The sequence below is a fragment of the Paraburkholderia sp. BL27I4N3 genome (assembly GCF_003386115.1).
In the GTDB taxonomy this organism is placed as follows: Bacteria; Pseudomonadota; Gammaproteobacteria; order Burkholderiales; family Burkholderiaceae; genus Paraburkholderia.
In genome coordinates, this window is sequence record NZ_QREJ01000001.1 from 209,080 (window position 1) to 234,344 (window position 25,265).

At 62.5% G+C, this 25,265-nt stretch carries 26 protein-coding genes, 1 other RNA gene and 1 pseudogene; 16 read left to right on the forward strand and 12 right to left on the reverse strand.

The features are described from left to right. The first annotated feature begins 115 nt into the window (after positions 1-115). The 4 genes from B0G71_RS00930 to B0G71_RS00945 all read left to right on the forward strand — a co-directional run bounded on the left by B0G71_RS00930 (position 116) and on the right by B0G71_RS00945 (position 3,231). A complete protein-coding gene (locus tag B0G71_RS00930) occupies positions 116-1,009 on the forward strand; it encodes a glutamate/aspartate ABC transporter substrate-binding protein (protein WP_106284010.1) in 894 nt (297 codons plus the stop codon). A gap of 82 nt (positions 1,010-1,091) precedes the next feature. After that, positions 1,092-1,832, forward strand: a complete 741-nt coding sequence (locus B0G71_RS00935; protein WP_106284011.1) for an amino acid ABC transporter permease — start codon at positions 1,092-1,094, stop codon at positions 1,830-1,832. Then, on the forward strand, positions 1,832-2,509 hold the full coding sequence (gltK, locus tag B0G71_RS00940; protein WP_116118276.1) for a glutamate/aspartate ABC transporter permease GltK: 678 nt from the start codon (positions 1,832-1,834) through the stop codon (positions 2,507-2,509). The genes B0G71_RS00935 and gltK overlap by 1 nt, the downstream gene beginning before the upstream one ends. Further along, positions 2,506-3,231, forward strand: a complete 726-nt coding sequence (locus B0G71_RS00945) for an amino acid ABC transporter ATP-binding protein (protein ID WP_012434314.1) — start codon at positions 2,506-2,508, stop codon at positions 3,229-3,231. Before gltK ends, B0G71_RS00945 begins: the two co-directional genes overlap by 4 nt. A gap of 124 nt (positions 3,232-3,355) precedes the next feature. Here the strand turns inward: B0G71_RS00945 and B0G71_RS00950 are convergent, their stop codons facing one another. Further along, positions 3,356-4,291, reverse strand: a complete 936-nt coding sequence (locus B0G71_RS00950; protein WP_116139154.1) for a class II glutamine amidotransferase — start codon at positions 4,289-4,291, stop codon at positions 3,356-3,358. Between the two features lie 166 nt (positions 4,292-4,457). Between B0G71_RS00950 and pyrC the strand changes: the two genes are divergently transcribed. The 3 genes from pyrC (at position 4,458) to rnpB (ending at position 6,890) form a co-directional block, all read left to right on the forward strand. Then, positions 4,458-5,519 (forward strand): dihydroorotase, encoded by a 1,062-nt coding sequence (gene pyrC, locus B0G71_RS00955; protein ID WP_116139156.1) that lies wholly within the window; start codon positions 4,458-4,460, stop codon positions 5,517-5,519. A gap of 11 nt (positions 5,520-5,530) precedes the next feature. Beyond that, on the forward strand, positions 5,531-6,358 hold the full coding sequence (locus B0G71_RS00960; RefSeq protein ID WP_116139158.1) for a DUF3025 domain-containing protein: 828 nt from the start codon (positions 5,531-5,533) through the stop codon (positions 6,356-6,358). Positions 6,359-6,476: 118 nt separating this feature from the next. After that, positions 6,477-6,890: RNase P RNA component class A (gene rnpB, locus B0G71_RS00965), an RNA gene on the forward strand. Between the two features lie 112 nt (positions 6,891-7,002). Here rnpB and B0G71_RS00970 read toward each other — a convergent pair. Beyond that, the gene (locus B0G71_RS00970) at positions 7,003-7,425 is read right to left on the reverse strand and encodes an OsmC family protein (protein ID WP_106284016.1); all 423 of its coding nucleotides are present in this window, start codon (positions 7,423-7,425) and stop codon (positions 7,003-7,005) included. A 661-nt stretch (positions 7,426-8,086) separates the two neighbouring features. Here B0G71_RS00970 and rplM point away from each other — a divergent pair. The 3 genes from rplM to erpA all read left to right on the forward strand — a co-directional run bounded on the left by rplM (position 8,087) and on the right by erpA (position 9,563). Further along, positions 8,087-8,515 (forward strand): 50S ribosomal protein L13, encoded by a 429-nt coding sequence (gene rplM, locus B0G71_RS00975; protein ID WP_007180422.1) that lies wholly within the window; start codon positions 8,087-8,089, stop codon positions 8,513-8,515. 11 nt (positions 8,516-8,526) lie between these two features. Continuing rightward, positions 8,527-8,919, forward strand: coding sequence for a 30S ribosomal protein S9 (rpsI, locus tag B0G71_RS00980; protein ID WP_007180423.1), 393 nt, complete (start codon positions 8,527-8,529; stop codon positions 8,917-8,919). 278 nt (positions 8,920-9,197) lie between these two features. Then, complete coding sequence (gene erpA / locus B0G71_RS00985) at positions 9,198-9,563, forward strand: iron-sulfur cluster insertion protein ErpA (protein ID WP_007180424.1); 366 nt, start codon at positions 9,198-9,200, stop codon at positions 9,561-9,563. 83 nt (positions 9,564-9,646) lie between these two features. Here erpA and B0G71_RS00990 read toward each other — a convergent pair whose 3' ends face one another. Continuing rightward, on the reverse strand, positions 9,647-10,777 hold the full coding sequence (locus tag B0G71_RS00990) for an anhydro-N-acetylmuramic acid kinase (RefSeq protein ID WP_116139160.1): 1,131 nt from the start codon (positions 10,775-10,777) through the stop codon (positions 9,647-9,649). Positions 10,778-10,983: 206 nt separating this feature from the next. On the opposite strand from B0G71_RS00990, the gene tyrS reads away from it, so the two are divergent. The 3 genes from tyrS to B0G71_RS01005 all read left to right on the forward strand — a co-directional run bounded on the left by tyrS (position 10,984) and on the right by B0G71_RS01005 (position 13,488). Continuing rightward, positions 10,984-12,234, forward strand: a complete 1,251-nt coding sequence (gene tyrS / locus B0G71_RS00995; protein WP_116139162.1) for a tyrosine--tRNA ligase — start codon at positions 10,984-10,986, stop codon at positions 12,232-12,234. A gap of 31 nt (positions 12,235-12,265) precedes the next feature. Further along, entirely contained in the window at positions 12,266-12,724 is a 459-nt protein-coding gene (gene dtd / locus B0G71_RS01000; RefSeq protein WP_116139164.1) for a D-aminoacyl-tRNA deacylase, read from the forward strand. Between the two features lie 104 nt (positions 12,725-12,828). Next, the gene (locus B0G71_RS01005) at positions 12,829-13,488 is read left to right on the forward strand and encodes a histidine phosphatase family protein (protein ID WP_116139166.1); all 660 of its coding nucleotides are present in this window, start codon (positions 12,829-12,831) and stop codon (positions 13,486-13,488) included. 187 nt (positions 13,489-13,675) lie between these two features. Here B0G71_RS01005 and B0G71_RS01010 read toward each other — a convergent pair whose 3' ends face one another. The 4 genes from B0G71_RS01010 to ruvC form a co-directional block, all read right to left on the reverse strand. After that, complete coding sequence (locus B0G71_RS01010; protein ID WP_116139168.1) at positions 13,676-14,617, reverse strand: oxygenase MpaB family protein; 942 nt, start codon at positions 14,615-14,617, stop codon at positions 13,676-13,678. 35 nt (positions 14,618-14,652) lie between these two features. Continuing rightward, positions 14,653-15,717 carry a Holliday junction branch migration DNA helicase RuvB gene (gene ruvB, locus B0G71_RS01015; protein ID WP_106284022.1) on the reverse strand — a complete coding sequence of 355 codons (1,065 nt, stop codon included), beginning with the start codon at positions 15,715-15,717 and terminating at the stop codon, positions 14,653-14,655. A gap of 118 nt (positions 15,718-15,835) precedes the next feature. Beyond that, positions 15,836-16,417 (reverse strand): Holliday junction branch migration protein RuvA, encoded by a 582-nt coding sequence (gene ruvA, locus B0G71_RS01020; RefSeq protein ID WP_106284023.1) that lies wholly within the window; start codon positions 16,415-16,417, stop codon positions 15,836-15,838. Between the two features lie 77 nt (positions 16,418-16,494). Then, positions 16,495-17,037 (reverse strand): crossover junction endodeoxyribonuclease RuvC, encoded by a 543-nt coding sequence (gene ruvC / locus B0G71_RS01025; RefSeq protein WP_106284025.1) that lies wholly within the window; start codon positions 17,035-17,037, stop codon positions 16,495-16,497. 127 nt (positions 17,038-17,164) lie between these two features. Between ruvC and B0G71_RS01030 the strand changes: the two genes are divergently transcribed. Next, positions 17,165-17,404, forward strand: a complete 240-nt coding sequence (locus B0G71_RS01030) for a hypothetical protein (RefSeq protein WP_116139170.1) — start codon at positions 17,165-17,167, stop codon at positions 17,402-17,404. 234 nt (positions 17,405-17,638) lie between these two features. Here B0G71_RS01030 and purH read toward each other — a convergent pair whose 3' ends face one another. From purH to B0G71_RS01055, 5 genes are all read right to left on the reverse strand, one after another. Beyond that, the gene (gene purH / locus B0G71_RS01035) at positions 17,639-19,204 is read right to left on the reverse strand and encodes a bifunctional phosphoribosylaminoimidazolecarboxamide formyltransferase/IMP cyclohydrolase (protein ID WP_116139172.1); all 1,566 of its coding nucleotides are present in this window, start codon (positions 19,202-19,204) and stop codon (positions 17,639-17,641) included. 55 nt (positions 19,205-19,259) lie between these two features. Beyond that, positions 19,260-19,493, reverse strand: coding sequence for a Fis family transcriptional regulator (locus B0G71_RS01040; protein WP_007180440.1), 234 nt, complete (start codon positions 19,491-19,493; stop codon positions 19,260-19,262). Further along, positions 19,490-20,554, reverse strand: coding sequence for a tRNA dihydrouridine synthase DusB (gene dusB / locus B0G71_RS01045; RefSeq protein WP_116139174.1), 1,065 nt, complete (start codon positions 20,552-20,554; stop codon positions 19,490-19,492). The genes B0G71_RS01040 and dusB overlap by 4 nt, the downstream gene beginning before the upstream one ends. A 240-nt stretch (positions 20,555-20,794) precedes the next feature. Beyond that, the gene (locus B0G71_RS01050) at positions 20,795-22,201 is read right to left on the reverse strand and encodes a UbiH/UbiF/VisC/COQ6 family ubiquinone biosynthesis hydroxylase (RefSeq protein WP_116139176.1); all 1,407 of its coding nucleotides are present in this window, start codon (positions 22,199-22,201) and stop codon (positions 20,795-20,797) included. A 6-nt stretch (positions 22,202-22,207) separates the two neighbouring features. Next, a complete protein-coding gene (locus B0G71_RS01055) occupies positions 22,208-23,614 on the reverse strand; it encodes an aminopeptidase P N-terminal domain-containing protein (protein WP_116148251.1) in 1,407 nt (468 codons plus the stop codon). Between the two features lie 203 nt (positions 23,615-23,817). Between B0G71_RS01055 and B0G71_RS01060 the strand changes: the two genes are divergently transcribed. Together B0G71_RS01060 and B0G71_RS01065 are read left to right on the forward strand one after the other, a co-directional pair. Further along, on the forward strand, positions 23,818-24,432 hold the full coding sequence (locus tag B0G71_RS01060; protein ID WP_181196645.1) for a glutathione S-transferase C-terminal domain-containing protein: 615 nt from the start codon (positions 23,818-23,820) through the stop codon (positions 24,430-24,432). Positions 24,433-24,735: 303 nt separating this feature from the next. After that, positions 24,736-25,251: pseudogene (locus B0G71_RS01065) on the forward strand (M48 family metalloprotease); the annotation flags it as partial. Between the last annotated feature and the right edge of the window lie 14 nt (positions 25,252-25,265).

The window sequence follows — 25,265 nt, forward strand, 5'->3', positions numbered from 1 at the left end:
CCCCCAAAGCGCCGCAAACCCCTAGCGGCGCGCGCGCAACAACATGGTTTATAGCCATACTTTCAGAATAATTACTTTGCTAAACTGGCGCCGGTTCTTGCCAAGGAGATCACACATGAAGGTTAAAAAAGCTGCGCTGCTGCTCGCGACTCTCGGACTGTTTACGGTTGGCGCGCATGCGCAAGACGCTGGTACGCTGAAAAAGATCAAGGACACGGGTGTCATTTCGCTGGGTCATCGCGAATCGTCGATCCCGTTTTCGTATTACGACGACAAGCAGAACGTCATCGGCTACTCGCAGGAATTCGCGCTGAAGGTCGTAGAGGCAGTGAAGCAGAAGCTGAACATGCCGAACCTGAAGGTCAAGCTCACGCCGGTCACGTCGCAAAACCGTATTCCGCTGGTGCAGAACGGCACCGTGGACATGGAATGCGGTTCGACCACGAACAATGCTGAACGTCAGCAGCAGGCTGCCTTCTCGAACACGATCTTCGTGATCGGCACGCGCCTGATGACCAAGAAAGACTCCGGCATCAAGGACTGGGCGGACCTGAAGGGCAAGACGGTTGTCACGACCGCCGGCACCACGTCCGAGCGCCTGCTTCGCAAGATGAACCAGGACAAGAGCATGGGCATGAACATCATCAGCGCGAAGGACCACGGCGAGTCGTTCCTGACGCTCTCCACGGGCCGCGCCGCTGCCTTCATGATGGACGACGCGCTGCTCGCGGGCGAACGCGCGAAGTCGAACAATCCGGGCGATTTCGTGATTGTCGGCACGCCGCAATCGCATGAAGCGTACGGCTGCATGATTCGCAAGAACGATCCGGAGTTCAAGAAGGTAGTCGACGACGCGATCGCCAAGGTCGAAACCTCAGGCGAAGCTGACGCGATCTACAAGAAGTGGTTCGAATCGCCGATCCCGCCGAAGGGCCTGAACCTGAACTTCCCGGAAAGCGACGACATCAAGGCGCTCTACAAGAGCCCGAATGACAAGGCAATCGATTAAACCTTAGCTGTTTTTTTGAAACGCTGAACGAAACGGAAGGGGCCACGCGCTTCTTCCGTTTCTTTTTGCTGGAGTCTTGGTCATGTCATATCACTGGAACTGGGGCATTCTGCTGAGTCCCGTCTCCACCGGCGAGCCGACCACGTATCTGGGCTGGCTGCTGTCGGGCTTCTGGGTGACGATTACCGTGTCGCTGTCGGCGTGGGTGATCGCGCTGATCGTCGGTTCGTTGTTCGGCGTGCTGCGCACGGTGCCGAATAAATGGGCGTCGGGCATCGGCACGCTCTATGTCGCGATTTTCCGTAACATCCCGCTGATCGTGCAGTTCTTCATCTGGTATCTGGTGATACCGGAGTTGCTGCCCGCTTCGATCGGCAACTGGTTCAAGCAACTGCCGCCGAGCGCGCAGTTTTTCTCGTCGTCGATTATCTGTCTCGGGCTATTCACGGCTGCGCGCGTGTGCGAGCAGGTGCGCTCGGGGATCAACGCCTTGCCGAAGGGTCAGCGCGCCGCGGGTTTGGCCATGGGCTTCACGCAATGGCAGACGTATCGATATGTGCTGCTGCCGGTCGCCTACCGCATCATCGTGCCGCCGCTGACTTCCGAGTTTCTGAATATCTTCAAAAACTCGGCGGTGGCGTCGACGATCGGTCTGCTCGATCTGTCCGCTCAGGCGCGCCAACTGGTCGACTACACGTCGCAGACGTATGAGTCGTTCATCGCGGTCACGATCGCGTACATGCTGATCAATCTGGTCGTGATGCAACTCATGCGCTGGGTCGAAGCCAAGACCCGGTTGCCCGGCTATATCGGAGGCAAGTAATGCACCATTTCGACTGGAGCGGTATTCCGGGCGCATTGCCTACGCTGTGGACCGGCGCCATCGTCACGTTCAAGATCACGCTGATCGCAATCGTGTTCGGTATCGTCTGGGGCACTATTCTCGCGATGTTGCGGTTGTCGTCGTTCAAACCCTTCGAGTGGTTCGCGAAGGGCTACGTGACGATTTTCCGTTCCATCCCGCTGGTGATGGTGCTGCTGTGGTTCTTCCTGATCGTGCCGCAAGTGCTGCAAAACGTGCTCGGTTTGTCGCCGGATATCGACATTCGCCTCGCGTCGGCCATGGTCGCGTTCTCGCTGTTCGAGGCGGCTTACTATTCGGAAATCATCCGCGCCGGCATTCAGTCGGTGGCGCGCGGGCAGGTCAACGCGTCGTTCGCGCTCGGCATGACGTACGCGCAGTCCATGCGTCTGATCGTGCTGCCGCAGGCGTTCCGCGCCATGGTGCCGCTGCTGCTCACGCAAGGTATCGTGCTGTTTCAGGATACGTCGCTCGTCTACGTGATCAGCCTCGCCGACTTCTTCCGCACCGCCACGAATATTGGCGACCGTGACGGTACGAATGTCGAAATGGTACTGTTCGCGGGCGCGTGTTATTTCGTGATCTGTGTGGTCGCGTCGAGCCTCGTCAAAGGTCTTCAGAAAAAGGTCGCAAGATGATCTCTATCAAGAATGTTTCGAAGTGGTACGGCCAGTTTCAAGTGCTGACCGACTGCACGACGGAAGTCAAAAAGGGTGAAGTGGTGGTGGTGTGCGGGCCGTCGGGCTCGGGCAAATCCACGCTGATCAAAACCGTCAACGGCCTCGAGCCGTTCCAGAAGGGCGAGATTGTCATCAACGGCCAGTCGCTCACCGACAAGAAAACCAATCTGTCGAAGCTGCGTGCCAAGGTCGGCATGGTGTTCCAGCACTTCGAGCTGTTCCCGCATCTGTCGATCGTGCAGAACCTCACGCTCGCGCAGGTGAAGGTGCTCGGCCGCTCAAACGACGAAGCGACGGCGAAGGGTTTGAAACTGCTCGATCGCGTCGGCCTGCGTGCGCATGCGGACAAGTTTCCGGGCCAGTTGTCGGGTGGTCAGCAACAGCGCGTGGCGATTGCGCGCGCGTTGTCGATGGATCCGATCGCCATGCTGTTCGACGAGCCGACCTCCGCGCTTGATCCGGAAATGATCAACGAAGTGCTGGACGTGATGGTCGAACTCGCACAGGAAGGCATGACCATGATGTGCGTGACGCACGAAATGGGCTTCGCGAAGAAGGTCGCGCACCGCGTGATCTTCATGGACAAAGGCTTGATCGTTGAGGACGACCGTAAGGAAGACTTCTTCGCCAATCCGAAGTCGGATCGCGCGAAGGATTTTCTGGCGAAGATCCTGCACTGAGTTTGTTGTGGCATCGCGGCGCGCAGGCCACGCGTCGCGGCGTGTCGCGGGCAGAAAAAAGCCGCTTCGTAAGAAGCGGCTTTGTTGTTTCTGGCGATTCGTTTTCTGGCGAATGCTCGCGCGCTCAGGATTCGAATGCAGCGGCGTCGTCTGCGGCTTCGAGATCGACCTCGGCTTGCGCATCGGACGACGAGCCAGTCGAAGCCGCGATCGTGCTCGCCGACGCCGACGCATCCAAAGCCGGATTGCGCAGCTTTTCCAGCACCGAAGCCGGCACCGGCACATTGACGCGGCCGATCACGTCGCCGTGTTGGAACATCATCAGATCGCCCGGTTCGAAGGCGGTCCAGACTTCGTTGTCGGTTAGCGGCTTGGTGGCGATCACCGCGACGCGGTCTTCGGGCGTCGTGTATTTGGCGAAATCGATCGACACGTCGGCGTCGACGAGATGCGCGGTGGAAAACGGCCAGCGCCGCACGATGTAGTGCAGATGCGTGGAGCAATGCGCGAACAGCGCCTGGCCATTCGACATCAGGAAATTGAATACGCCAAACTGCGTGATTTCACGCGTGAGGGTTTCGAGCGCGGCAAACAGTTCGTCGAGCGGCGGTTGCTGCGCGCCGGGAAACGCCTTGCGCAGGCCTTCGAGGAGCGCGCAGAAAGCGAGTTCGCTGTCGGTTGTGCCAACCGGCTGATACACACCCGATAGCGCCGGCGAATAATCCTTGAGGTCGCCGTTATGCGCGAAGATCCAGTGACGTCCCCACAGTTCGCGCATGAACGGGTGGCAATTTTCCAGCAGGATATGCCCTTGCGTCGCCTTGCGAATATGCGCGATCGTGTTCTTCGATTTGATCGGGTAGCGCTTGACCATTTCGGCGATCGGCGAGGTCGCCGACGATTGATGGTCGATGAACAGACGGCAGGCTTTGTCTTCGAAGAAGGCGATACCCCAGCCGTCGGCGTGGTGATCGGTGACGCCGCCGCGCGCCGCAAAGCCGGTGAACGAGAACGTGACGTCCGTTGGCGCGGCGCAGTTCATTCCAAGAAGTTGGCACATGTTGCGGGTAAGCCTGTGAACGGGGCGAGCCGTTACAATGATGATTTTCCAAGCATATCACCGAGCCAGAAACGCCAAATAGCAAAATTGACACGTGTTTATGCCGCAACGTTGCGGATAGACCGCATAGATTGGCTTTTGTCGTCGAATCTCGTCCCCCGCCGCCATGACCGCTTCCAACGCTTCTATCGACTCCATCACGCTCGCCCGTCCGGATGACTGGCACCTGCACGTCCGCGACGGCGCAATGCTGGCGGCCGTGTTGCCGGACACCGCGCGCCAGTTCGGCCGCGCGATCATCATGCCGAACCTGAAGCCGCCGGTCACGACCACCACGATGGCGCAGGCGTATCGCGAGCGGATCGTCGCCGTGATTCCCGAAGGCGCGAAATTCGAACCGCTGATGACGCTGTACCTCACCGACAACACGCCGCCCGACGAAATCCGCCGCGCTCGCGAAAGCGGCTTCGTGCATGGCGTGAAGCTGTATCCGGCGGGCGCGACGACCAATTCGGACGCGGGCGTCACCGACATCATGAAGTGCGCGAAAACGCTCGAGGTCATGCAGGAAGTCGGCATGCCACTGCTCGTGCACGGCGAAGTGACGGATTCGTCGATCGACTTGTTCGACCGCGAGAAGGTGTTCATCGACCGGGTCATGGCGCCGTTGCGCCGCGCGTTTCCGGCGCTGAAGGTGGTGTTCGAGCACATCACCACGAAAGACGCGGTGGACTATATCCGCGAAGCCGGCGCGGCGCCGGAACTGCTGGGCGCGACGATTACGGCGCACCACCTGCTGTACAACCGCAACGCGATCTTCCAGGGCGGTATTCGGCCGCATTACTACTGTTTGCCGGTGTTGAAGCGGGAAAGGCATCGCGTGGCGCTGGTCGAGGCCGCGACCTCGGGCAATCCGCGTTTCTTCCTCGGCACGGATAGCGCGCCGCATCCGAAGGGGCTGAAAGAGCATGCGTGCGGCTGCGCGGGTTGCTATACGGCGCTGCACGCTTTGGAGCTCTACACGGAAGCATTCGACCAGGCCAACGCGCTCGACAAGCTCGAAGGCTTCGCGAGCTTTTTCGGCGCCGACTTCTACGGCCTGCCGCGCAGTGAAGAGAAGGTCACGCTGCGCCGCGAGGAATGGACGCTGCCGGCTGAATTGCCGGTCGGCGATACGCCGGTCGTGCCGCTGCGCGGCGGCGAGTCGATTGGCTGGCGGCTGGTTTAAGGCTCAGCAAGATGCAGGCGCGAGAGGCGGAGCCGACGGGCTTTGCCGCAATCGACTGGACCAGGCCGTGGTTCGCGCCTTTTGCCGAACGCGGCAAGCGGTGGCAGCAAGCGGCCCTGACGAGCTACGCGGCATTGCTCGCCGAAATGAACGCCGATGCCCGCGAGATGCGGCAGGTCACGGGGCGCGGTCAGCGCCTCGCGTTCATCGCGCAAGATGATTTGCCTGCCGGCGCGGCGTACGAGGCGCATATCGCGTCGACCGGCTGCGTGCCGACGCGCCACAATCTGCACGACTTCTTCAATGCGTCGATGTGGTTCGCCTTTCCGCGCATCAAAACGGCGCTGAACGCACGGCAGTCGGCGGCCATCGACGTGTTGGGCGTTGGTCCGACCCGCGGCGGCGTGCGCGATGCGCTAACCCTGTTCGACGAGAACGCGCTGCTGTTCGCTTGCGCTGATCCTGCTTTGAGCGAGGCCTTGCGTGGGTTCGACTGGCATACGCTGCTGGTGGCCCGGCGCGATGCATGGGGGGCGAGTTGCGAAGTGCGATGTTTCGGCCATGCGCTGATGGAGAAGCTGATTGCGCCGTTCAAGGCTTGCACGGGGCATGCCTGGATCGTCGAAGTGCCGGCCGTGTATTTCGACTGGGATGCTGCGAAGCGAGACGCCTGGCTGGACGAGTCCATCGCGGCAGCGCTGCTGAATACCGATGCGCTGACAAGCCGCATGTTTGCGCCGTTGCCGGTGCTGGGTGTTCCGGGTTGGTGGCCGGAGAACGAGTCGCCCGCGTTTTACGACGACACCTCCGTGTTTCGCCCGGGGCGGCGTGCGCGGTGAGCGCGGCGGGTGCGTTCGGGTTCCGACGCGGAACCGACCTCGGATTCTCCTGGCCGTTCGGCTATTTCAGCGGTTAAACCGGGCCGTCCGTCCCGCAGATGTTAAAATCCGCCCCAGCAAAGCAGGCCAGGCAGTCGCGGCCTCCGAGGTTTCGGCCAAAGAGGGCGAGGAAAGTCCGGACTCCACAGGGCAGGGTGATGGCTAACGGCCATCCGTGGCAACACGCGGAACAGGGCAACAGAAAGCAAACCGCCGATGGCCCGGCGCAAGCCGGGATCAGGTAAGGGTGAAACGGTGCGGTAAGAGCGCACCGCGGCTGCTGCAAGGCAGACCGGCACGGTAACCTCCACCCGGAGCAATTCCAAGTAGGCAGGCTAGCATCTTCGAGATGCAGGACGGGGCCCCTGTCACGTCTGCGGGTAGGAAGCTTGAGCGCGTCAGCAATGGCGCGCCTAGAGGAATGGCTGCCACGCGCGTCGCGTCTTCGGACGTTGCGCGTGCACAGAATCCGGCTTATCGGCTTGCTTTGCCACCTGACAAAAAATGCCGGCGTCCATCTGGACGCCGGCATTTTTCTTTTAGTGCGCGTGCAGGGCGGCGAGCGTTCGTCCGGCACCCGCGCCGCGGTCGCCGCAAGGCAGCAATCAGCCCGCGACGATGTCGAACGAGTGCGTCAACTCAGCGGTCTTGGCGATCATGATCGACGCCGAGCAGTATTTGTCGTGCGACAGGTTGATCGCGCGTTCGACGGTGGCGGGGTTCAGATTCTTCCCCGTCACGGTGAAGTGAAAGTGGATCTTGGTGAACACTTTTGGATCTTCGCTGGCGCGTTCGGCCTTCAGCGTCACCGAGCAATCGCTGATTTCCTGACGGCTTTTCTTCAGGATCATCACGACGTCGTAGGCGGTGCAGCCGCCCGTGCCGAGCAAAACCATTTCCATCGGACGCGGCGCGAGGTTGCGGCCGCCGCCTTCAGGCGCGCCATCCATTGTCACCAGATGACCGCTGCCCGTCTCGGCTGCGAACGCCATCCCGTCCTGCCCCATCCAGCTCACCTTGCATTCCATGCTGTGCTCCACCGCGCGTTTACTTTATCGAAAGGGCATTGTAGCCGGGTGTTTGGGTGTCTGCCCGAGGCGACTTTTGCTTCCAGTTATGCCGGATGCGGCTTGCGTGTTGCGCTGCGGCATGTTCAGCCGATTCGGGAAGGCCCTGACATGGTTAGGGGTTTTACTCTAGATGACACCTAGCCGCATGGTCGCGCTAGCGGTATTTAGAGTTTGATTTAAAAGGAAAATTTGCGACATGGTGTCGAGAAAATGTGATTTCACTTTGTGAAATCACATTTCGCAATGCAAATGTTCTTGCATCGCACAAGGTCGGCTCATATAATCGTTTCTGTCTCCTCCACCTCCTCCTTTGGTGGATTAAACCCGAACCGCTCGTTCGGGTTTTTTTTCGCCCGCGTCCTGCGCGTTCGGGCGCGATAGTGCGTCAAATCGCGCTTCCGATAGTGCGTCAAATCGCGCTTCCAATAGCCGGATCGCCGCGAAATCTCACGCACGTTCCCGTACGTTTTGACTTGCCGTAGCAAATTCCTTTATAATTCAGGGCTTTTCCGCATCCGCGCCCGCGGAGGAAGAACCAGGGAGAGCCTGCACGCGCCTCGATGCGCACACTACAAGCAGGAAAAAACACATTGGGCGCAGCAATTTTTTTGGATCGATCATGAAGACGTTTTCCGCAAAAGCCCATGAGGTTACGCGTGAATGGTACGTGATTGACGCGACGGATAAGGTTCTCGGGCGTGTCGCCAGCGAAGTGGCACACCGTCTTCGCGGCAAGCACAAGCCTGAATTCACTCCGCACGTCGACACCGGTGATTTCATCATCGTTATCAACGCGGGTAAGTTGCGCGTCACGGGCAACAAGGCTACTGACAAGAAGTACTACCGTCACTCGGGCTACCCGGGCGGTATCTATGAAACGACGTTCGGCAAGATGCAAGAACGCTTCCCGGGCCGCGCGCTCGAGAAAGCGGTCAAGGGCATGCTGCCGAAGGGCCCGCTCGGCTACGCGATGATCAAGAAGCTGAAGGTCTACGCTGAAGCAACGCATCCGCATTCGGCACAACAGCCGAAAGCGCTCGAGATCTAAGGGGAGCCCACATGATCGGTAACTGGAATTACGGCACGGGCCGCCGCAAGAGCGCCGTCGCACGCGTCTTCATCAAGGCTGGCAAGGGCGAGATCATTGTCAACGGCAAGCCTATCGCCGATTACTTCTCGCGCGAAACGTCGCTCATGATCGTGCGTCAGCCGCTGGAACTCACGAACCACGGCGTTACGTTCGACATCAAAGTCAACGTGAACGGTGGCGGTGAAACGGGCCAAGCCGGTGCGGTTCGCCACGGCATCACGCGCGCGCTGATGGACTACGACGCAACGCTGAAGCCGGAACTGTCGAAGGCTGGCTTCGTTACGCGTGACGCACGTGAAGTCGAACGTAAGAAGGTCGGCTTCCACAAGGCACGTCGCAGGAAGCAATTCTCGAAGCGTTAATCGCTTCGGGCGCGAGCCGGCTTTCGGGCTGGCGCGCTGCAAAAGCCGCCAACGCTTTCGCGTTGGCGGCTTTTTTCATGGGTTTGCGGCTCAGTGCTCCCGGTGCTGCCGCAACGAACTCGTCGCCAAAGCGGCGATGTATCCCGCCTGGCGGGGCTGGCGGCGGCAGAAATGCGCCGTCCATCAATTTGCCGGAAGAACCCATTGATTTTGTGGGCTTCAGCACGATATCGAGATCAGCCCTACAATAGCGGTTAGAAGCTTTTTGGAGAGTTCGAATGAACGCAGTCACCGATACACCCGTGACCGAGATGCCCGCCCCCTTCGTTTTTACCGACGCAGCGGCTGACAAGGTCAAGCAACTGATCGAAGAAGAAGGCAATGCGGACCTCAAACTGCGCGTTTTCGTGCAGGGCGGCGGCTGCTCGGGCTTTCAGTACGGTTTTACCTTCGACGAAGCCGTCAACGAAGACGACACCGTCATGAACAAGAGCGGCGTCCAGCTGCTGATCGATTCCATGAGCTACCAGTACCTGGTCGGCGCTGAGATCGACTACAAGGACGACATCAACGGCGCGCAGTTCGTCATCAAGAACCCGAATGCTACGACCACCTGTGGTTGCGGCTCATCGTTCTCGGTGTGATGGCTCGTTGAGCAACAGGTTGAAATAAAAAACGGGGCTTCGGCCCCGTTTCTTATTTCCAGCACCAATAAACTGTGCATCGGTCAGCGCGGATAGATTGCTCCTAGCACGCGCTCGGCCGACGCGCCCGTCACCGCCGGCAGATTGCCTGGCAAGCGCGCCACGCAGCGCATCGCAAGCCAGGCGAACGCCAGCGGCTCGACCTGGCTTGGCGGCACGCCCAGCGCATCCGTCGTCATGACGGGTACGCCGCTCACGCCGCTTTCTTCCAGCGCCTGCTGCAAGGCCTTCAGGATCTCCGGATTGCGCGCGCCGCCGCCGCAGACATAGACCGCTCTCGCATCCGACGCGTGCCGTTCGACTTCGCGCGCGACTGTCACCGCCGTGAGCGCCACCAGCGTCGCTTGCACGTCGGCGGGGTCGAGTCCGGCGAACGGCTGCAGCTTCGCGTCGAGCCATTGCGCGTTGAACAGGTCGCGGCCGGTGCTCTTCGGCGGCTGTTGCGCGAAAAAGGGCTCATCGAGCAAGGTGTTCAACAGCGAGCGATCCACCTGGCCGCCCGCCGCGAAATGGCCGTTCTCATCGAACGGTTTGCCGAGATGGCGTTGCGCCCACTCGTCGAGTAGCGCATTGGCCGGCCCGCAGTCGAAGCCGCGCACGCTGCCGGTCGCGTTCAGAATCGTGATATTGCTGATGCCGCCGAGATTGCAAACCACGCGCGTTTCGTTTTTCGCCCCGAACACCGTGGCGTGAAACGCCGGCACGAGCGGTGCGCCCTGGCCGCCGGCCGCGACGTCGCGGCTGCGGAAATCGGCGATCACGTCGATATGCATCATTTCCGCGAGCAATGCCGGGTTGTTGATTTGCCGCGTATAGCCCTTTTCCGGCCGATGCCGCACCGTCTGCCCATGCACGCCGATCGCGCGCACCTCCGCGGCGGGCACGCGGCTGTTGTGCAGCAGGTCGTGGCAACACACGGCGTAACGCGTGGCGAGCGCATTGGCAGCGAGCGCCTCGCGCTCGATCTCGTTGTCGCCGGGTTGCTGGAGCGCGAACAATGCATCGCGCAGACCCGCGGCAAAGCCGACGAACGCCTCGGCCAGCACCACCGGCGGCTTGCCTTGCGCGAACCTGACGGCCACGCCGTCCACGCCGTCCATGCTGGTGCCGGACATCAATCCAAAATAGACGCCGTCTGCGGGGTCTTGCACCACGTTGCTGCTCCTCTCGATGGTTCGTTGCGATTCGTTGTAGCAGATTATCGGGTGAAGCGCGGTCGAATATAAAGCGTCGCGACGCGGGTGGCACGACGTTGAACGGAGAAATCGTGCACCGGCGGGGCGTTCTTAGGTGCCTCATTGGGCGCGGCGGCGCGCATCTATGGGACAATCTCCTTTTTTCGCGACTTCACGTTTCCAGCATGAGCACCGAGTCCACCAAGCCTAATCCCGCTGCCGCTTTCCCGATCACCGACGAAGTCCGTCACGCCCTCGCCGTCACCAAACGCGGTGTCGACGAACTGCTGATCGAAGACGAATTCGCGCAAAAACTCGCGAAGAGCGCGGCCACGGGCACGCCGCTGCGTATCAAACTCGGGCTCGATCCGACCGCGCCGGACATCCACATCGGCCACACGGTCGTGTTGAACAAGATGCGTCAGTTGCAGGATCTCGGCCACACCGTCATCTTCCTGATCGGCGATTTCACGTCGCTGATCGGCGATCCGTCGGGCCGCAACGCCACGCGTCCGCCGCTCACGCGCGAGCAGATCGAATCGAACGCGAAAACGTATTTCGATCAGGCCGCGCTCGTGCTCGACCGCGAGAAAACCGAGATCCGCTACAACAGCGAATGGTCGATGCCGCTCGGCGCCGACGGCATGATCAAACTTGCGTCACGCTACACGGTGGCGCGGATTCTCGAACGCGAAGACTTCACCAAGCGTTTTCAGGGTGGCGTGCCGATCTCGATTCACGAGTTCCTGTATCCGCTGATGCAAGGCTACGACTCGGTCGCGCTGAACGCGGATCTCGAACTCGGCGGCACGGACCAGAAATTCAACCTGCTGGTAGGCCGCGAGTTGCAGAAGCAATACGGCCAGGAACAGCAATGTATTCTGACGATGCCGCTGCTCGAAGGGCTGGACGGCGTCGAGAAGATGTCGAAGTCGAAGAACAACTACATCGGCATCAGCGAAAAGCCAACTGACATGTTCGGCAAGCTGATGAGCATTTCCGACGTGCTGATGTGGCGTTACTTCGAACTGCTGTCGTTCCGTCCGATGGACGAAATCGCCGGGTTCAAGAGGGAAATCGAAGCGGGCCGCAATCCGCGCGATTTCAAGGTGCTGCTCGGCCAGGAAATCGTCGCGCGCTTCCACTCGCAAGCCGATGCCGAGCGCGCGCTCGAAGACTTCAACCATCGCGCGAAAGGCGGCGTGCCGGACGATATTCCGGGCGTGACGCTCGCGGGCGCACCGCTCGCGATCGGCCAGTTGCTCAAGCAGGCCAATCTCGTGCCGTCGACGAGCGAAGCGCTGCGCAACATCGAACAGGGCGGTGTGAAGATCGACGGCGCGACCGTGTCCGACAAGGGCCTGAAAGTCGAAGCCGGCGAGTACGTCGTGCAGGTCGGCAAGCGCCGTTTTGCGCGCGTTACGCTGACAGCCTGATGTTCAGAGCGGCGCTTCCGGAGTTGAGCCGATGATCGCGCTGATCCAACGCGTGCGGCGCGCGGAAGTGCGCGTGGCCGACCGCGTGACCGGCGCGATCGAAGCGGGCCTGCTCGCGTTCGTGTGCGCCGAACGCGGCGACACCGAGGCAGCCGCCGACCGGCTGCTCGCCAAGGTGCTCGGCTACCGCGTGTTCAGCGATGCTGCCGGCAAGATGAATCTCTCCGTGCAGAATATCGACGGCGCCGGGCGCGCGGGCGGTTTGCTGCTCGTGTCGCAGTTCACGCTGGCCGCGGACACCAACAGCGGCCTGCGTCCGAGCTTTACGCCGGCCGCGCCGCCGGATGAAGGCAAGCGCCTGTTCGACTACTTCGTCGCGACGGCGCGCGTGAAACATCCGATCGTCGGGACCGGCGAGTTCGGCGGCGACATGCAGGTCTCGCTCGTCAACGACGGGCCGGTCACGTTCTGGCTAAAGACGAACGCCTAAGCTTTGTCCTTCAATGCGCACCTTGGCGTGTGCATCCATTCCTCCAGCCGCTTTTGCGACAATAGCGGCTCGGCAACACCGGCCAAGGCGCCCACTTTCATTCCATGACGACGCAGATTCTGTTCATCCGGCACGGCGAGACCGACTGGAACCGCATCAAGCGCATTCAAGGTCACATCGACATTCCGCTCGCTACCACGGGGCTCGCGCAAGCGCAGCGCCTGGCGCGCCGCATGGCCGATGAGGCGAAGCGGGGCGCGCGGCTCGACGCGATTTATTCGAGCGACCTGCAACGCGCGCAGCAAACTGCCCAGCCGGTCGCCGACGTGCTCAGCTTGCCGCTGCAGTTGCGGGAGGGTCTGCGCGAGCGTTCCTACGGCGCGTTCCAAGGCCACGATAGCGACGAGATCGCCCTGCGTTTCCCCGATGAATACGCGCACTGGCAAACCCGCGATGCAGGCTTCGCACCGCCGGACGGCGAGTCGCTACGCACGCTCTACCATCGCGTGCTGCACGCGATCGAACCGCTGGTCGCCGCGCATCCCGGTGGGCGGATTGCCTGCGTCGCGCACGGCGGCGTGCTTGATTGCGTGCGACGCTTTGCCTGCGGTTTGCCGCTCGATGCGCCGCGTAACTACCCGCTGCTGAACACGAGCGTGAACACGGTGGATTTCGACAATGGCAAGGCGACGATCGTGTCGTGGGCGGACGTCTCGCACCTCGATGCACCGAGCGAGGATGATAGTTTCAAGAAGGTGCTGTAGCCGGGGCGGTGATTGGCGCGCGTCGATTGGGCGGCGTGAGTTCGCGCGGCTGATTCGGAGCGTCCGCACGCGGCCAGCGAATTCGGGCTGCCGAAGATGGGTGTCGCGATTTACCGCATATTCACGCGGTTGTTGTCACTGACGTTTGATCGCGCAGCTTGTGCGCGTTCGAGCGCCGTCGCTCGTGTTACTCCGTTTCGCGTACGCCAGCGGCGACACGCCGGCGCGCCCGTTTCGACACACCATTCACCAGCGCCCAGCGAATGACCGGCGCGATCAGCCGCACACCTGGCCTCGCCACCGCGCGGCGAAGCATCGCATAGCGCTGAAATCCCAACATCGCCTGTGCCCAATCGGGCAGAAGGTCGACGCCAGCGTTGACCATCAACACGCCGGCCGGCCGCATCGATAGGCTCGGGGCGGGCGCGTTCATCAGAACCCTCACGACTTCGCGCGTGCGCTCGCTGGCGAAAAGCCCGGGCTGCATCGCGAGCAGATAAGCGTCGATCTCGGCGCGCGAACGCGGAATGTCCGATGCGCCGAGCATCTCCGCAATTCGTGCGGTCTCCATGAAGTACTGATCCTGCGCGGCGATCTGCAGCGATGGATTCACATAGCGCAAGTGCGCGGTCATGAAGCTCGATACTTCGGCGACATGCACCCAGGTCAACAGCGCGGGTTCGCTTGCGCGATAGGGCCGGCCGTCAGGCGCGACGCCGTTCACGCCAAGATGAATGTGCTTCACACGTTCGATCAGCGCCAGTGCGTCGCGCCGGCTGCCGAAGGTCGTGCCCGCGATAAACGTCGCGGTGCGGCGCAGGCGGCCAAGAATATCCGTGCGAAACGTCGAATGGTCCCACACGCCGGCGAGCGCCAGCGGGTGCAGCGCCTGGAGCAGAAGCGCGCTGATGCCGCCTGTCATCATCGATGTGAAATCGGCGTGGACTTTCCAGCACACCGAGTCCGGGCCGAACAGACCAGGGTCGCCCGGAGGCGACGAGTAGTCGAGCGTGGGACCGCTGCCGCTTGTCAGGTGCGTGACGCCGGCGGCCAGTTTCGAGCGGAGCCTGCCGGTGAGAAGATGCGCGAGACCGTTGGACGAGTTGGGCTGACTGGTTTGGTCGGACATCCTGATTCGGTCTCGTGGGGCGTGACGTGTGCCGCTCAGGTCGCGGCCGAATCCCATAGACCCGGCAGGCCGCTCGATGAATCCGGCGCGGCGAGGCCGAAATGCCGGTACGTGAGCAGCGTGGCCACGCGGCCGCGCGGCGTGCGTTGCAGGAAGCCTTGCTGGATCAGATACGGCTCGAGCACGTCTTCAATCGTGTCGCGCTCTTCGCCGATTGCCGCCGCCAGATTGTCGACGCCGACCGGGCCGCCGTCGAACTTGTGCAGAATTGCTTCGAGCAGCTTACGGTCCATCAGGTCGAAGCCGACTGCATCCACGTCGAGCATCTTGAGTGCGGCGTCGGCCACTTGCGCGGTGATGTTGCCGTCGGCCTTCACTTCGGCGAAGTCGCGAACACGGCGCAGCAAGCGGTTCGCGATCCGTGGCGTGCCGCGCGCGCGCTTGGCGATCTCGAACGCGCCGTCAGGATGGATCTGTGCATGAAGCAGCGACGCCGAACGCGTGACGATGCGCGCCAATTCCTCGGCGTTATAAAACTCGAGCCGCGCCACGATGCCGAAGCGGTCGCGCAGCGGGTTGGTCAGCATGCCCGCGCGCGTGGTCGCGCCGACCAGCGTGAACGGTTGCAGGTCCAGCTTCACGCTGCGCGCGGCCGGCCCTTCGCCGATCATGATGTCGATCTGATAATCCTCCAACGCCGGATAGAGAATTTCTTCGACGACCGGCGAGAGCCGGTGGATTTCGTCGATGAACAAAACGTCGTTGGCTTCGAGATTGGTGAGCAGCGCGGCGAGGTCGCCGGCGCGCTCGAGCACCGGTCCGGACGTTTGCCGCAAATTCACGCCCATTTCCCGCGCGATGATGTGCGCGAGCGTGGTCTTGCCGAGGCCCGGCGGCCCGAACAGCAGGACATGGTCGAGCGATTCGGAGCGGCGCTTGGCGGCCTCGATAAAGATTTCCAGCTGGCCGCGCACTTTTTCCTGCCCGACATATTCTTCGAGCTGGCGCGGACGCAACGCGCGCTCGAACGCTTCTTCGTTCGGCGAGACGGGCGTGGCCGCGATGATGCGCTCGGCGGCGAGTTTGTCGGTTTCGATCATGCGTTCATTGTACCGCGAGCCGCCTGCCGCGAAACTCGGCCGAATGGCCAGGGTGCGCGGCGTGCAGGCGTGTGCGAAGCTTCAGCTGTCGCTCGCATGTCGAAGCGAAGGCTGAGCTTCAGCCCTTGGACAGCGCCTTCAACGCGAGCTTGATGCCCTCGGAAACGCCGGTGCCGGCCGGCACGTTTTTGACGGCGGCCAACGCTTCTTTTTCGGAGTAACCCAATGCGAGCAGTGCGTTCAGGATATCGGAGGCGTGGTCGGATGCCGACGCCGCGCCCGCCATCGCGCCCAGGTCTGCGCCGATCTTGCCCTTCAGTTCGAGGAGCAAGCGTTCCGCCGTTTTCTTGCCGATGCCCGGCACGCGCGTCAGACGCGCCGCGTCCTGCATCGTGACGGTCTGCGCGAGTTCATGCACGCTCATGCCCGACAGCACCGCCAACGCCATGCGCGCGCCGATGCCGGAGATTTTCAGCAGTTCGCGGAACGTCGAGCGTTCCTCGGCGGTGCCGAAGCCGTACAGCAGATGCGCATCTTCGCGGACGATCATCTGCGTGAGCAACACGACGCGCTCGCCGGTGGAGGGCAGGTTGTAGAACGTGCTCATGGGCACATCGACTTCGTAACCGACGCCGTTGCAGTCGATGAGCAGATGCGGCGGGTTTTTTTCCAGCAGTACGCCGGCAATGCGACCGATCATGGCGAATTCAATCTCGAGAGAAAGGGCGAGTGTAGCGCAGCGCGTGAGCGTCGAGTGGACAGCGAGTTACGCGTAAATTACCCCACCAAACGTCCGCGCCTCACCCGCAGCCCCTTCTTCGCCAGCGAAGGCGCAATGCCGCCCAACGTGCTTAGCGTCGTGCCGCCGTGTGCGTGGCAGATTGCCATGCCGAGCGCGTCGGCGGCGTCGGTGCCGGGTACGCCGGAGAGATTGAGCAGGCGCACCACCATCTGTTGCATCTGCTCCTTGGTTGCGCGGCCGTAGCCCACCACGGCCTGCTTCAATTGCAGGGCCGTGTATTCGGCGACCGGCACGCCGCCCGCGACCAGTCCGCAGATCGCCGCACCGCGCGCCTGGCCGAGCAGCAAGGTGGATTGCGGATTGACGTTGACGAACACTTTTTCAATCGCCGACTGATCCGGCGAATGCTGGCGGATCAATGTGGAGATGCCTTCGAAGATAGTGCCCAGACGCGACGGCAAATCGGCGTCGGCGGTTTTGATGACGCCGCTTGCGACATAGCTGAGCTTGTGGCCGCTTTGGTCGATCACGCCGAAGCCGGTCACGCGCAGGCCGGGGTCGATGCCGAGAATTCTCATGAGATGCCGCAATGCGGTAAAAACCAGGTGCTTGCGATACTACAACACCCGCGCCACGTGGCGGTCGGCGCGCGGCGATGTCGGCGGAATAAAAACTGCTGGGTGGGCTGCAAGGAGGCATTCGCACATGGAGCGCTATCGGAATCTCAGCGGCGACTCGGGCGTCGAGGCGTATGAAATTGGCGACGATTTCGTCGCGGTCCGCTTCAGGCACGGGGTGGTGTATTGGTACACCGAGGCGAGCGTCGGCGCACGGCACGTTGCCGCGCTTAAACGTTTCGCGCAACGCGGGCAGGGGCTCAGCACTTATATCAGCCGACATGCTGATGTGAGTGGCGGCTATGCGAGAAAGGAACCGGACGACTGAACGACGCTTGGCGGAAGCACGGATCGAAGCGAGCGGAACAAGCAGAACAAGCGGCACACACGGCACACACGGCACACACGGCACACACGGCACAAGCGCCGAACCGAAGTCCGCACCAAGTCCGCGCCAAAAAAACGGCCCGGCGAATAATTCCACCAGGCCGTTTCCCTAAACCTCAACCTTCACCAGCAACCCGGTTTCAACAAGAACCCGGCGCCACTGCCAACCCCCAAATCAATGCCGGAAATGTCGCACGCCAGTCAACACCATCGCGATATTGTGTTCATCCGCCGCGCTAACCACTTCATCATCGCGCATCGAGCCGCCCGGCTGAATCACGCAGGTCGCGCCTGCCGCCACCACCACGTCGAGGCCGTCGCGGAACGGGAAGAACGCATCCGACGCCACCGCCGAACCGGCGAGCGTCAAACCGGCGTTCTGCGCCTTGATGCTGGCGATGCGCGCGGAGTCCACGCGGCTCATCTGGCCGGCGCCGACGCCGAGCGTCATGCCGTTGCCGCAGAACACGATGGCGTTCGACTTCACGAACTTCGCCACGCGCCACGCGAACAGCAGATCGTCCATTTCCTTCGGCGTCGGATGACGCTTCGTGACCACGCGCAATTCGTGCGGCTGCACGTTCTTCGAGTCGAGCGATTGCACCAGCAGGCCGCCGCCCACGCGCTTCAGATCGAACGCGTTATGGCCTTCGCCCAGCGCGATTTCCAGCAGACGCACATTCTGCTTGGCCGCGAACACCTGGCGCGCTTCGGCGCTGAACGACGGCGCGATCAGCACTTCGACGAACTGCTTGGCCACGGCTTGCGCCGCGGCTTCGTCCACTTCGCGGTTAAAGGCGATGATGCCGCCGAACGCCGAGGTCGGATCGGTCTGCAGCGCCTTGGCGTATGCGTCGTGCGCATTCGCACCGAGCGCCACGCCGCACGGATTTGCGTGCTTGACGATCACGCAGGCCGGCACGTCGAAAGTCTTCACGCATTCCCACGCTGCGTCGGAATCCGCAATGTTGTTGTACGACAGTTCCTTGCCTTGCAACTGGTTGTAGTTCGCCAGCGCGCCGGCCGGCACCGACAGGTCGCGGTAGAACGCCGCGCTCTGATGCGGGTTTTCGCCGTAGCGCAGATCCTGCACCTTCTCGAACGCGAGGTTGAACGTCGCCGGATACGTGTTGCGCGACGAGTGTTGCAACTCGTCGGTCAGGCTCGTCAGATAGTTCGTGATCGCGCCGTCGTATTGCGCGGTGTGCGCGAATACCTTGGTGGCAAGGCGGAAGTTCGTCTTGTACGACACGGCATTGCGGTTCGCGCGCATTTCGTCGAGCACGACCGCGTAGTCGGCCGGATCGACCACCACCGTCACGTCGCGATGGTTCTTCGCGGCCGATCGCAGCATGGTCGGGCCGCCAATGTCGATGTTCTCGATCGCGTCTTCCAGCGAGCATTCTTCTTTCGACACGGTCTGCACGAACGGGTACAGATTCACGACCAGCAGGTCGATGGTCGGAATGTCGTGCTTTTCAAGCGCAGCCATGTGTTCCGGCAGATCGCGGCGCGCGAGAATGCCGCCGTGCACCTTCGGATGCAGCGTTTTCACGCGCCCGTCCAGCATTTCCGGGAAGCCGGTGTAATCGGCGACTTCGGTGACGGAGAGACCCGCGTCCGCGAGTAGTTTCGCGGTGCCGCCGGTCGACAGGATCTTGACGCCGAGGTCCGACAGCGACTTGGCGAAGTCGACAATGCCGGACTTGTCGGAAACGGAGATGAGCGCTTGCTTGATCATGATGAAGACGAAAAGCCGAAGGGAAACGTGGCAGGGCGCCTGAAACTACAACGAACTACAACAACCCGTGCTGTTGCAGTTTCTTGCGCAGCGTATTGCGGTTGATGCCGAGATACTCGGCGGCCAGCGATTGATTGCCGCCGGCCTGCTCGAGCACCACTTCGAGCAGGGGTTTTTCTACGCAGGAAATGACCATGTCGTAGACGTCGTGCGGATTGGAGCCGTCGAGGTCCTGGAAATACATTCCCAGGCTGTCGCGGACAGATTGTTCGATATTGTTCTTGCTCATGCTGCTAGTCGGTCGGTTTGGTCCGGCTCGCCGTTTTCGTTGAGCGTCTCGTCGACGTAGACAAGACGGTCTGAGATCGCCTTTTGGGCGTCGAAGAATTCGTTGACGGCGAGGAGTTGTTCGCGCGTGGTGTCCAGCGTATTCATGCGATGCCGGAACACGTTGGCGCCAGAAAGGCCGCGAGTGTACCAGCCGATGTGCTTACGCGCAGTGCGGACACCGGTAAATTCCCCGTAGAACGCGTAGTGGTCTTCCAGATGCTCGTTCATCACCTGCTGGATTTCGTCGATGCGCGGCGGCGGCAGCAACTCACCCGTTTGCAGGAAGTACTCGATCTCGCGGAACAGCCATGGGCGCCCCTGCGCCGCGCGGCCGATCATGATGGCGTCCGCGCCGGTGGCGGCGAGCACCTCGCGCGCCTTGTGCGGCGAGGTAATGTCGCCGTTGGCGACCACCGGAATGCGCACCGCCGCTTTCACCGCGGCGATGGTCTCGTATTCGGCGTCGCCGTGGTACAGGTCGGCGCGCGTGCGCCCGTGCACGGTCAGCATGGAAATGCCGGCGGCTTCGGCCAGACGTGCGACGTTCAACGCGTTCTTGTTCTCGCGATCCCAGCCCGTGCGGATCTTCAGCGTGACGGGCACCGCGTCGGGCCCGACGCCCACGGCGCCGACCACGGCCTCGACGATGCGCTGGACCAGCGGCTCGTTCTGCAACAGGGCCGAACCTGCCGCCACGTTGCACACTTTCTTGGCCGGGCAGCCCATGTTGATGTCGATGATCTGCGCGCCGTTCGCCACGTTGTAGCGGGCCGCTTCGGCCATCATGGCCGGATCGGCGCCGGCGATCTGCACGGCGATCGGCTCGACCTCGCCCGCGTGGTTGGCGCGGCGCATGGTCTTCTCGCTTTTCCACAACTGCGCGTTCGAGGCGACCATTTCCGACACCGCATAGCCCGCGCCCAGCCGTTTGCACAGTTGCCGGAACGGCCGGTCGGTCACGCCGGCCATAGGCGCGACGAACAGGTTATTACGCAGATTGTGGGAGCCGAGAGTGGGCATAACGTGAGACGCGGTGGACGCGGGCGCAGCCGATTGCTCAATTTTCTGTCAATCGGAGCGTTCGCGAAATGCGAGAGAAAACCGCTATTTTAGCGTTAACGGATACCCGGCACCCGACATGTGACTGTCGTAACCCATTAAATCTTCTATGAAAGTGCGCCGATTCATAGAACCGGCGCTGCCCGCGCCGACCCTTGCGCGACGAGCAAAAAGGCCGCGGGGCGTGAGCGCGCGGCGCGCCTAGCGGCGCTGTCCGAACATCATTTGCCGTGCCAGCGCGGTTTTTACCGGCGGCAGGAATTCGAGCGCGGTAAGAGCGAGGCCGCGCATGACGGCGAGGGGCGCGAAGTCGATGGTAAAGAGACGAGCGAGCGTGTCCGTTGCGCCGATCGTCAGGCGCCGGTCGAGCGCGCGGCGTTGCGCGAAGGTGGCCAGCGCGAGCGGGGTCGGACCTTCCGCCGACAAGGCGTCGGCGAGCGCGTGCGCGTCGCGCAGACCCAGATTCAGACCTTGGCCCGCGACCGGATGCAGCGTCTGCGCCGCGTTGCCGATCGCGACGATGTGGCCGTTCACCAGCGTTTCCACCGCGTTCAGTCCCAACGGGAACGACGCGCGTCCCTTGATGTGCGTGAAACGGCCCATGCGGTCGCCGAACGCGGTGCCGAGTTCGCGCAGGAAGTCTTCGTCGGAGAGTTGCGCACGGCGCGCGGCTTCATCGGGCGCGCAGCACCAGACCAGCGCGTAGTCGGCGCCGCGCACGCCGCCCATCGGCAGCAATGCGATCGGCCCTTGCGACGTGAAGCGCTCCCACGCCACGTGCGGTTGCGGCGCGGAAACAGTCACCGTGCCGACCAGCGCGGTTTGCCCATAATCGCGCGAGCCGGGTTCGACGGCGCCTCGGCCGGCGCGGCGCGCGGCGTCGCCGTCCCGGCCGCTGTGCTGATCAGCGGTTTTCGCCGCGCTATCCGCGGCTCGGCTGCCGGTTCTGTCATCGTAGCCGCCACCTTCGCCGCCGTCGTGGCCGACTTCTTCGTCCGCACTCATGCGCGCGTCCCTGTCGGCGCGTTTTGCCGCGCGTTTAGCGGACTTCTGATCGCCGAACAGGCCGCCTTCGGCATTCACCAGAATGCGCGTGCGCAATTGACGCGTGACGCCCGCGGTTTCGATCGGCAGCGTGACGCCGTCGAATTCCTGCGTCGGCGCCGCAGCCGAAGTGGAGCGGAACCAATGCACCGGGGTCGCGTGGACCGCCTCGGCGAGACCGTGCACGATCGAGCCGTAGCGAAGCACGTAGCCAAGCGCCGGCAAGCCGTGCTCGCCGTGATCGATCAGCGTGCGGCCAAAGTGCCCGCGCTGCGACACGTGGATGCGCTGGATCGCGGTGGCGTCGGCGGGCCAGCGCAGCGGCTCCAAGATCATCCGGCTGCCGTGCGACACGGCGATTGCGCGCGGATCGGCGATCGAATCTTCCGGTTCGCGCGCGTCCACCAGCGCGATCTTCAACGCCCGCGTCGCGCTGCGCCGCGCCAGCCAGCCGGCCAGCGCCAGCCCGACCGGACCGGCGCCGACGATCGTCACGTCGAAATCGAAGGGCTGGCCGGCCTTGGCAGGCTCCAGGATCACCGTCGACTGGGAAACGTCGTTCATTGCGAGTTACTTCCTTGATTCATATGCCGCGCGGGCTTCCTGCATCAGCGCCTCGATTTCGTCGGCGGCGACCGGCACCTCGCGTGTCATCAGTTCGCAGCCGGTCGGCGTGACGATGGCGTCGTCCTCGATACGGATGCCGATGTTCCAGTAGCGCTCGGGCACGCCTTCGGCCGGCCGGATATACAGGCCGGGCTCGATGGTCAGCGTCATCGACGCCTGCAGCGTGCGCCACGGCAGCGCGCCCGCTTCGTCGCGTGGCGCGCCCCGTTCGCGGTAGTCGCCGACATCGTGCACGTCCATGCCGAGCCAGTGGCCGGTGCGGTGCATGTAGAAGGGCGCGTAGGCGCGCTCCGCGATTACGTCGTCGACCGAGGCGAATTTCGCGCGCTCGATAATGCCGGTGTCGAGCAGACCCTGCGACAGCACGCGCACGGCGGCCTGGTGCGGGTCGTCGAAGGTGGCGCCGGCGCGAGTGGCGTCGATCGCGGCATGCTGCGCGGCCAGCACGATGTCGTACAGCTCGCGCTGCGCCGGCGTGAAGCGGCCGCTCGCGGGGAAGGTGCGGGTGATGTCGGACGCGTAGCCGTCGAGTTCGCAGGCCGCGTCGATCAGGATCAGGTCGCCGTCCTGGGCAATCGCGTTGCCGGCCGGGTAGTGCAGCACGCAGGCGTTCGCGCCGGCCGCGACGATCGACGTGTAGGCCGGCGCCTGCGCGCCGAACTTGCGGAACGTATAGAGCAGCTCGGCTTCGAGTTCGTACTCGCGCACGCCCGGATGGCACACCGCCATGGCGCGACGATGCGCCTGGGCGGAAATCTGCCCGGCCCGGCGCATGATGGCGAGTTCGTGATCGTCCTTGATAATCCGCATCTCGTCGAGCAACGGGATGAGATCGCACGCGGCCGCCGGCGCGGCGACACCGCCGCGGCTTTGCGCGCGCACCGCGTCGAGCCAGCCACGCACCCGCTCGTCCAGTTGCGCCGAAGCGCCGAGCGCGTAGTGCAGCGACGGCTTGTCGGCGAGCAGTCGCGGCAGTTGCGTATCGATTTCGCCGATGGCGAACGCCGCGTCGAAACCGAAGGCGGCGCGCGCGCCGTCAGGGCCGAAGCGGAAACCTTCCCACGTTTCGCGCTCGACGTTTTTCTCGCGGCAGAACAGCACCGACGCCGGTGCGCCGGGCGCGGCGCTGGCGTCGAGCACCAGCAGCGCCTCGGGCTCGGTGAAACCGGTCAGGTAATAGAAGTAGCTGTCGTGCCGATACGGATAATCGGCGTCCCGGTTGCGTAGTGCTTCCGGCGCGGTCGGGACGATGGCGACGCCGCCGCCCGCTGCCCGCAGCGCGGCGAGTACGCGTTCACGGCGCGTGCGGTAGACGTCGATGGCGATGGTGAGTTCGGTCGGCTGGTTCATCGTGCGATTGTAGCGCCCATGCGCGGAGTTATTTTGCGCGGGATACTCATGGAAGCGGCGGCCAACGCGCCGGCGGCGCTGTTGCAATCCGTCCACAGCAAGTCCCCGTGCGGCTCACGAAGCGCCGGCGTGACGCTTCTGAACGCTCGTGAACGCCGCCGAGCACTTATACTTTCGCCGGATTCAGAAAAAGGCAGATGGTAATGATGAAACTCATCGGTTCGCTCGCCAGTCCGTTCGTGCGTAAAGCGCGGATCGTGCTGGCCGACAAGAAGATCGACTACGAACTGGTGCCCGAGAATGTCTGGGCGCCGGACACCCGCATTCACACGTTCAATCCGCTCGGCAAGGTGCCGTGCCTCGTGATGGAAGATGGCGAAGCAGTGTTCGACTCGCGCGTGATCTGTGAATACGTGGATACGCTTTCGCCGGTCGGCAAGCTGATTCCCCAGTCGGGACGTGAGCGTGTCGAGGTTCGCTGCTGGGAAGCGCTCGCCGACGGCGTGCTGGACGCGGCGGTGCTGATTCGCCTCGAAGGCACGCAGCGCGCTCCGGAGCAGCGCGTGGATGCGTGGGTCGCGCGCCAGCAGCGCAAGATCGACGAAGCCCTGGTCGCGATGGCGCAAGGATTGGGCAGCAAGACGTGGTGCGCGGCCAATCACTACACGCTCGCCGATATCGCGCTGGGTTGCGCATTGGGTTATCTAGATTTCCGTATGCCGGAATTGAACTGGCGCGAACCGTATCCGAACCTGGACAAACATTTCCAGAAGCTCTCGCTGCGTCAGTCGTTCATTGATACGGCGCCTTCCGACTGAATAGTGAGCCAAATGGATGCGAGGCGATGCAGTCTTGAATAACATGGCTCGCCGTATCGGGAAGTTTGCAAAATAGTGTCATTAGGCTTCCAGAGTCATGAATTAAAGCTTACGTTTGTGGTAAAAATGCGCCTGCCCGTCAGGCGCATTTTTTTTGTCTTTGGCGGGCTGTAAATGCGTCCATGCGGGTTTATGCAATTTACATAACGGCTTCTTTTCCTGCCGATATGAAACCTGTTGCGAACAGGCGGTGCATTAAAAGCGCGCCGCAGAAGCGAATAACATCGTAGAGAGACTTCCACCATGAAATCGTACCGCTTTGCCATTACCGTTTCCGCCTGCGCTTTATTTGCAGCGTGCTCGAATGTCGGCAACGTCGATCCGTCCGCGCTGATCAAGTCCGGCCAGATGGCCACTCAGGCTGCCACGCTGAGCGACGCCGACGTGCGAGCCCTGACCGACAAGTCGTGCGCGCAACTCGACAGCGAAAACAAGATTGCCGCCGCGAACAGCAATTACCAGAAGCGGCTGAACAAGATTGCCGCGCAACTGGGCGACAACATCAACGGCACGCCGGTGAACTACAAGGTGTATATGACCAAAGACGTCAACGCGTGGGCCATGGCCAACGGCTGCGTGCGCGTCTACAGCGGTCTGATGGACATGATGAACGACAACGAAGTGCGCGGCGTGGTGGGCCACGAAATGGGCCACGTTGCGCTCGGCCACACGAGAAAAGCGATGCAGGTCGCGTATGCGACTTCCGCGGCACGCTCGGTGGCGTCGTCGGCGGGCGGGGTGGCGGCAATGCTCTCAACTTAAGCTCCGCTGCA